At 74.8% G+C, this 1,989-nt stretch carries 2 protein-coding genes; both read right to left on the bottom strand.

Features of this window, described 5'->3' with window-relative positions:
• Positions 1 to 270 precede the first annotated feature (270 nt).
• On the bottom strand, positions 271 to 927 hold the full coding sequence (locus HW578_RS25920; RefSeq protein ID WP_198373594.1) for an EI24 domain-containing protein: 657 nt from the start codon (positions 925 to 927) through the stop codon (positions 271 to 273).
• Positions 928 to 1,114: 187 nt separating this feature from the next.
• Positions 1,115 to 1,989, bottom strand: an 875-nt coding sequence (locus HW578_RS25915) for a hypothetical protein (RefSeq protein WP_198373593.1), incomplete at its 5' end; no start/stop codon positions are given.

Here is a 1,989-nt window from a genome sequence, read left to right as displayed (position 1 = left end):
CGCTGTCGGCTTGGGCGCGGCCGGGCCGGAGGCCGCGGCCGGCAGGGTCACCCCGGCCGGGCGGAAGGGCGGCATGGCCAGATCGGAATCGCGTGCCACTGGCACCGTCGCCGGCGCGCCCTCGGGCTGGCCCGTCTCATCCTTGCGGCGGAAGATCGACATGTCGGTTCCCCTCGAGTCCCGGCGGTTGCGTGAAGACGGAGCCGGGCTAGCACGCGCTTCGAGCCCGCCACAACGCCGCCGCCCGGCTTATCCCCAGGTTTCGCGTCATCACACCTTTGTGGATTGTTGCAGCAGGTGCACGGATGCCGCTGTGCCGACCACCGGCACCAGCAGGTTGAGCAGCGGCACCAGCGCCATCAGCGCGAGCACCAGCCCGAGCGCCCAGCCAGACAGGCGCAGCCGTCCCCAGGCTGCGCGCGCCTGCGCCCGGTCCATCCGCAGCAGCGCGGTCTGCTGCACCATTCCTGCGCCGAGCGCATGGGCCGAGACCAGCAGTGCCAGCGCGAAGCCCACCACCGGCACAAACAGCAGCGGCAGCAGCAGTAGTTGCAGGACCAGCAGCCTCAGGCCGAATCGCAGCCCGAAGGCCAGCTGCGCGGCGATCGACGCACCCTGCGGCGGGGGCAGGCGGGGGTAGTGCCGGTGCTCGACCGCGGCGGCGACGGGTTCGACCAGCTGCGCGGCGATCGCCGCCGCCACCGGAAGGAACAGCCACCAGGCCAGCACCAGCGCCGCGATCCCGCCCCCGGCCTGCGCCAACCAGGAGAGCCAGCCGGTCCCACCCGCCAGCCAGGCCGCGCCCTCGATGGCGCCCCAGGCGAGCAGCGCCATCGCCAGCGCGGCGCCGAACACGCCCCACAGCAGGGGGCGCCGGAAGGCGGGATCGTCGAGCTGCGCGAAGGCGAGGGCAACGGCGCGGATCATGCGCCGCGATATCGGGCGGATCGCGGCGCAGGGCGAGGGGGTTCTGCGTCACACTGCAGCGCGCGATGCGGGCGCACGCGCAAGACGGCCTTCCCCGGCGGGTCATCCCGGCTGGCCGCCCCGCGTCCGGGGCCGCGCGCCGCTGCGCGGCCTCGACCGCCCTTCGCGGTGGCGACCCGCCGCCGCGTCAGTGCACGGTGATGCGCCGCCGCGCGATCACCGCGCTCGAAGCATCGGCCGCGCCCATCACGTAGCGCAGCTCATACGTCCCCTTCTCCTCCGGCATTGTGATCTCGCCCTGGGCGGCATCGCCGATGGTGAAATAGGTGATGTACTGATCGCCCGCGGCGTCGACCGCGGCGACGGCGATGTAGTCGCCATTGCCGCGCGGCCCGGTGAAGCCGACCGGCACCGCGGACCCGGCGGCGGCGGTCGCGGGCGCTTCCAGCGTCGCCATCGCCGGCGTGGCCGTGATCGGCCTGCGCAGGAGCACCTGCGCGCCGCCCGGCGCCACCAGCACGTAGCGGAGTTCGTACGGGCCGGCGGTGGGCGGCAGGTGGATCGCCGCCTCCCCGCCATCGACATAGGCCCAGGCGTTCGTGATGTAGTCGTCGGCGCCCGCGCCGGGCGGAACGATCGCGACGAAGCTGCCCGGCGCCGCCTGCGCCGGCGCGTAGCGGATGGTGACCGGACTGCCGGCCATGCCGCTCTCCGGGCCCTGCAGCATCGCGGTGGCCGCCGTGACCGTGAGCGGGCGCGTCGCCAGCGGCGTGCCGTCGATCCCCTCGATGAAGCGGATCTCGTAGGCCCCCGGGACCCCCGGCGCCGTCAGGCTCACCGGGTTCGCGGCGTCCTCGACATAGACGAAGCCGCCGGAGACGTATTCGGCGGGCGGCGCGCCCGCCGGCACGATTCCGATCCACGACCCCGGCGCGCGCGGCCCGGTCCATTGCACCGCGACCGGGCTGCCCGCCGGTGCCTCGGCCGGCGCGGCGAGCGTGGCGGAGACTGGCGTCACGGTGATCGGCGCGCGGCCGATCGGCCGGCCGGCCCGGGCCAGCA

The organism is Roseomonas rosulenta, assembly GCF_016106005.1.
Lineage (GTDB): Bacteria > Pseudomonadota > Alphaproteobacteria > Acetobacterales > Acetobacteraceae > Neoroseomonas > Neoroseomonas rosulenta.
This window is presented reverse-complemented; position numbering and strand designations above follow the sequence as displayed.

Coding starts and splice junctions, on each gene's coding strand:
- HW578_RS25920 (WP_198373594.1), bottom strand. CDS start 927: ATGATCCGCGCCGTTGCCCTCGCCTTCGCGCAGCTCGACGATCCCGCC.